General features: G+C 46.6%; 6 protein-coding genes. 5 read left to right on the top strand and 1 reads right to left on the bottom strand.

The window, feature by feature from the left end:
• Positions 1-342, bottom strand: a 342-nt coding sequence (locus Q0256_RS08510) for a PepSY-associated TM helix domain-containing protein (RefSeq protein WP_297962200.1), incomplete at its 3' end; no start/stop codon positions are given.
• Positions 343-692: 350 nt separating this feature from the next.
• Between Q0256_RS08510 and Q0256_RS08515 the strand changes: the two genes are divergently transcribed.
• The 5 genes from Q0256_RS08515 to Q0256_RS08535 all read left to right on the top strand — a co-directional run.
• Positions 693-1,382 carry a hypothetical protein gene (locus Q0256_RS08515; protein WP_297962202.1) on the top strand — a complete coding sequence of 230 codons (690 nt, stop codon included), beginning with the start codon at positions 693-695 and terminating at the stop codon, positions 1,380-1,382.
• Between the two features lie 319 nt (positions 1,383-1,701).
• Positions 1,702-2,076: a hypothetical protein gene (locus tag Q0256_RS08520; RefSeq protein ID WP_297962204.1), complete on the top strand. Its 375-nt coding sequence runs from the start codon at positions 1,702-1,704 to the stop codon at positions 2,074-2,076.
• Between the two features lie 321 nt (positions 2,077-2,397).
• Positions 2,398-3,291 (top strand): DMT family transporter, encoded by an 894-nt coding sequence (locus tag Q0256_RS08525; RefSeq protein WP_297962206.1) that lies wholly within the window; start codon positions 2,398-2,400, stop codon positions 3,289-3,291.
• Between the two features lie 294 nt (positions 3,292-3,585).
• Positions 3,586-4,299: a vWA domain-containing protein gene (locus tag Q0256_RS08530; RefSeq protein WP_297962208.1), complete on the top strand. Its 714-nt coding sequence runs from the start codon at positions 3,586-3,588 to the stop codon at positions 4,297-4,299.
• Between the two features lie 366 nt (positions 4,300-4,665).
• Positions 4,666-5,248 (top strand): alanine racemase (locus Q0256_RS08535; RefSeq protein WP_297962210.1); only part of this gene is annotated, 583 nt, incomplete at its 3' end.

Here is a 5,248-nt window from a genome sequence, read left to right on the forward strand (position 1 = left end):
ATCCTTACCGATGATCTGCGCAGTGTACGGATCGACCAAATACGCATCATTTCTGTTTGTGTAAATGACGAAGGCTTCGTCATCGCTTTTGGGCACGACGAGCCTTACGGGCTGCTTAACGCCTGTTTGCTCGCTAAAGCTTTGCAGAATTTTCTCCACGCTTTGCATCTCGCCCGTTTTTTCGACCTTTTTAGAGTCTGCGTTTATTAGTGCCTCAAGCTCGTGCTGATACGACAAAATCGCGCCTGTAATGCCTATAATAAGCAGCGGGATAGAAAAAACGATCGACAAAATCAGATGGACGTTAAACAAAATTTTATTGCGCTTCAAAAGCGAGCTCATTGTAGATCCTTGCGAGATAAATTTAATCTTTATTTGATTGAGGTTCGCAATTATATTGTGCGATTTTAAATATTTAGATAATTATCATTAAGATTTAGGCCGCAAAATTTTAGGCGCTTTATGGCATCGCAGGAGCGCCTAGGTACCTCGCGCAACGTCATAAATCGCGTGCTGCAAGATCTAAAAGCTAAAAATTTAATCCGCCTTTCGTGCGACAAGATCACGCCGGTGAAGTAAAATTCTAATTACGATTTGTAAAAAGCGCAGTTAAAATCTCGTAAATTTAGAAATTTTGCGCTAAAATTGCCAAAGACGCGAGCTTGCGTAATCCAAAAAACAAGGTCATTATTATGTCGCAAAGTATAACCGAGTTTGCTTCGATAATCCTTTATGTTACGATAGGCTTTTGCCTTCTTGTTTCATTGCTTGATAAAAACAGATCATTCAAAACCGTAGATCACGGAACCCTGTTTATCTCCACCGATCCACTCTTAAAAATGCAGATGTTTATAATGTGCTTAAGCTTCGGCGTAGTCACTCTATCCAGCCCGCACGTAGCAAAACACAACGGCAATCCGATACCCTGCTTTTACACTCACGATAAAATTTGCTCGCAAGAATACAAAGCGGCGGGCTTAAATTTAAGATGCTTCGAAGAAGGCGATCCCAGATGCGTGGATGGATATCTGCAAATAAGCGGGCCCAGACTAATACTCGGTAAAATCATATCTGTCTGCGTCATAATTTTTTCATTTATCGTGCTAATTCAAAAAGGAATCAGAATAGATAAAAGCGGCATCTGCAAAGAATGGGAGGTTTTGCCGTTTAGGCATACGGAAAAGATAGGCTTTGACGAAATGATATGCGCCATAGGGTTTATAAGAGGCGTAAAAATAATCAGCATACGAGGCAAAATTAGCGGTGTTAAATTCGGGGCGGGATTTTTGTATGCACAAAAGGATATAGATTTTTTGCAAAATTTTATATTAGAAAAGCTCGCTGAAATTTCAAAAGCTAAAGCAGCCGAGCGAAATGCCTAAATTTAAATATATCGTCGTAAAATATCCGAAATGAAAGGAGCTGCATGAGGCTTTTGTATTTTGTGCTTTTTGCAAATGTAGTGCTATTTGTACTTTGCGGTTTAAAAAACTTTCTGTTTAAAAGCAGCGCTTCTTATAAAACCGTGCAAAAGGGCGCCTGGCTCATACCTCCTAGCCCCATAGCAAAACTATACTTATCGTGCTATTTTTATCCTGGGGTTCGCTAGTAGCGTTTGATGAGCCTTGGATAAAAACAACAAGAGGCGGAGGTAAAGTTGCATGTTTTGATACAAACGATCCTCTATGCGTAGGCGGGTATATGCAAAGAGACGGCGACGAGACCGCACTCGTGATCGCGATGGGTCTTGCAATGATGCTAATTGCCATATTGCCGTTATCTGAAAAGGGCGTCATAATAGACAGCCGCACCGTAAGGAAAGAGTGGAGATTTTTATCGTTTAAATTTAGCACAAAGATCGATATAGAAAATGCCCTTATGGAAAAAGGGATGAGGGGCGAGATGCCGATTTTAAAAATAAAAGACGGGCAAAGCGGCAAAAATTTTACGCTCTCATTCCCATACGCACAGCAAGATATAAAATTTATCGAAGCAGAGATAAGAAATAGGCGCTATAAGATGATAAAATCAAAAGAGGCAAAGACCCCCCTAAATCCGCGCTCAGAAAAACTATAAGCTTAAAAGATGCGAATGAGCGCACAAACGTAGAAATTCTAAAAAATGATAGAGGCGGCGCGGACGATTAAATTTTAAATTTATCCACGCGCGAGCAATAGCTATGAAAATTTATGATAAGTTGCGGCGAAGCGGCGGCAACAAGTGCGCGTAAGCCCAAAAAGACGAGCCGAAAGCTTAAAACGAGCCGGGCGCTAAAATTTAACTCACGATCTTAAAAACAAAAATTCCAAACCGCTCCGTCAAAATCGTCAAAATTTAGCCTATTTTTTACCTAAAATTTCGTAAAATTACGACTTTAAATTTTCAAAAAGGACGCAGATGAATAAAAGTTTGGAATTCAGAGCCGACATCGGAATGCTCTTCGTGGCGATCGCTTTTGGGCTCGGGTATCTGCCCACCTCGCAGGCGCTTGCGAGCAACAACGTCTTCGTGCTGCTATTTTGGCGCTTTTTCGCCGCGAGCATCATCGCAGGCGCGATATTTTTCCCGAAGCTCAAAGCCATAACTTCGCGCGAGATCAAGCACGGCGCGGTGCTTAGCCTGTTTTTATTCGCAGGCTTTACGTCGCAGACCTTCGCCTTTAAATTCGCGCAAAGCTCCTCCGTAGCGTTCATCATCGGCCTAAACGTCGCACTCGTGCCCTTCATCGCCGCGGCGCTGTTTAGGCACAAAATTTACTCCTACGCCTACGCGGGCATCGCGCTTGCGATCGCTGGGCTCTACCTCATCGGCGACACGCAGCTAGGCCTGGGCAAGGGCGAAGCGCTGGCGCTAGTCTGCGCGTGCGCGTATTCGTTTCACATCGTGCTGACTAACCGCTTCGTGCAAAGCTGCGACGTAGCGGGCATCGCCTACGTACAGATACTCTGCCTAAGCGTGCTTTGCTGCTTTGCGGCGATCTTTTTCGAGAGGGTCAGCATCGTGCCGGTGATGGATAGAAGCTTTTTCGTCGCGATGGCGGTGATCTGCCTGCTGGGAACGGTTTTTGGCTTTTTTGCGCAGGCCTTGATGCAAAAATACACGACGCCCGTAAAAACCGCTCTGTTTTTCACGCTTGAGCCCGTAACGGCGGGCGTTATGGGGGGGTTCGTGGGCGGCGAAAGGCTAAGCGCGATGCAAATTTTAGGCGCGGCGCTCATCCTTGCAGGCGTTTTGATAAGCGAGATCGGAAGCTACCTCAGCGCGAAACGGAGCAGATCCGCAGACGTTTGATTTTGCGGCGGCGTAAATTCCATAACTTCCATGCCGCGTGGAATTTTGCGTCGTAAAATCCCACGCTGCATAAAATTCTACTCCTTTAAAATTCCACAGCGAAATTCCGCGCCACGTAGAATTCTATGTCACACCGAACTTTGCGGCGCCGTGCGCAAGGATACGTTAAAATTCCGCAACAAAATTCGTATTAAAATTTACCCAGCAGAGGCGTGCGGCGAAGCTTTAGCGATAAAATTTCATTGCTTAAGCGATACAATAGTAAAATAATGAAATTTTAACAAAGGAGCCCCTATGAAAAAAATCATCCTTCTTGTTGCCGCGCTTGCGAGCATATTGTTTGCCAAAAGCGTAGAGCTCGCCACGCCGCCCGATCATAAAGACGGCGTAAATCACCTGGAATTGGTACTGATCCTAGATAAATCGGGCTCGATGAGCGGGCTTGAGAGCGACACGATCGGCGGATTTAACTCGATGATAGAAAAGGAGCGCAAAGAGGGCATCGACGCTAGCGTCACGACCGTGCTTTTCGATACGAAATTTAACGTCATCCACGACCGCACGCCGCTTGCGAAGGTCGAAAACCTAACGTCCAAAGAGTACTACGCCGGCGGCAATACTGCGCTGCTAGATGCGATCGGCAGCACGATAGCGCGTATCGAGCGAGTGCCTGACATCTATGCCAAAAACAATCGCGTGCTTTTCGTCATCATCACCGACGGGATGGAGAACTCGAGCCGCGAATACTCCAAAGCGCAGATTAAGAAGATGATTAGCGACAAGCAGGAAAAATACGACTGGGAATTTATCTTTTTAGGCGCTAATATCGATGCCGCAAGCGAAGCACGCAGCATCGGCATCAGAAGCAAAAACGCCTTAAAATACGAGAATTCCAAAGAGGGCGTGAGTAAAAATTTCGAAGCGGCGGCCGAGATATCCAAAGATGTAGCGACCGACAACAAAGCAAACTCGAAGTGGCGCGACAAGGTATTACAAGACAAAAAATAGTAAATCGCGAGGCGAGGCGCGCTAAAATTAAGTGCCGCTGCGGAAACTGGTAGCAGTGCGAAAATATACGGCGCAAAACGAGCTTTAGTAAAAAACACGGGCGGCGATTTGAAAACATGCGGCGCAGAATCATAAATTTGCTCGCCGAATTCAGACGCTTCGCGCAGGGTGCCGATTTGCAGTGAGCAAGCCACTATTTCGCGAGCAGTGATAAATTTACGATGCGCAAATTCCATATTTTGCGAGAAGCGCGTAAATTTCGCCCTTTGCAAGCGGCGCTAAATTTTAAAATTTCGCCGCCGCAAAACGGGCGCAGCTACTAAGCGCGGCTGTATTAATTTCGTAAATTTAAAGAGGAGGAAGCTTATGAGGGTATCAGAGATCGACACGCCGGCGCTGCTGATTGATCGCGAGATCGTGCTTCGCAACCTGCAAAAGATGCAAAACTACGCAGACGCCGCGGGCGTGAGCCTGCACCCGCACACTAAAACGCACAAAATGCCCTATTTCGCGAAGCTGCAAGAAAGTCTCGGCGCTGCGGGCATCACGGTCGCCAAAACGGGCGAGGCCGAGATCATGGCGGCAAACGGGCTGAAAGATATATTTATCGCAAACGAGATCGTTGGCGAGCTAAAATTTCAGCGCATCATCGCGCTTTTGCGCGCAGGGATAAACTTAAGCTTCGGCATCGATAGCATAGAGCAGGCGAGCCTGATAGAGCGCGCCTTTGAGCGCAGCGGCGCAAAGGCCTGCGTGCTTGCCGAGATCGAAGTGGGCGAAAACCGCTCGGGTTTCGTGGAAAAGCAGGATTTCGCGGCGTTTATAAATTTTATAAAAGGCTGCAAAAATATCGAATTCCGCGGCGTGTTCTCCCACGACGGACACTCCTACAAAGCCGCCGATAAAAGCGAATGCGAGCGCATCCACCTAGCCGCGCAGCACCGCACGC

Source organism: uncultured Campylobacter sp., from assembly GCF_937949835.1.
GTDB lineage: Bacteria > Campylobacterota > Campylobacteria > Campylobacterales > Campylobacteraceae > Campylobacter_B.

Bases quoted from the DNA above. Each gene is read 5' to 3' on its own strand.
- Q0256_RS08530 (WP_297962208.1), top strand. From the start codon at position 3,586: ATGAAAAAAATCATCCTTCTTGTTGCCGCGCTTGCGAGCATATTGTTT.
- Q0256_RS08515 (WP_297962202.1), top strand. From the start codon at position 693: ATGTCGCAAAGTATAACCGAGTTTGCTTCGATAATCCTTTATGTTACG.
- Q0256_RS08525 (WP_297962206.1), top strand. From the start codon at position 2,398: ATGAATAAAAGTTTGGAATTCAGAGCCGACATCGGAATGCTCTTCGTG.
- Q0256_RS08520 (WP_297962204.1), top strand. From the start codon at position 1,702: ATGCAAAGAGACGGCGACGAGACCGCACTCGTGATCGCGATGGGTCTT.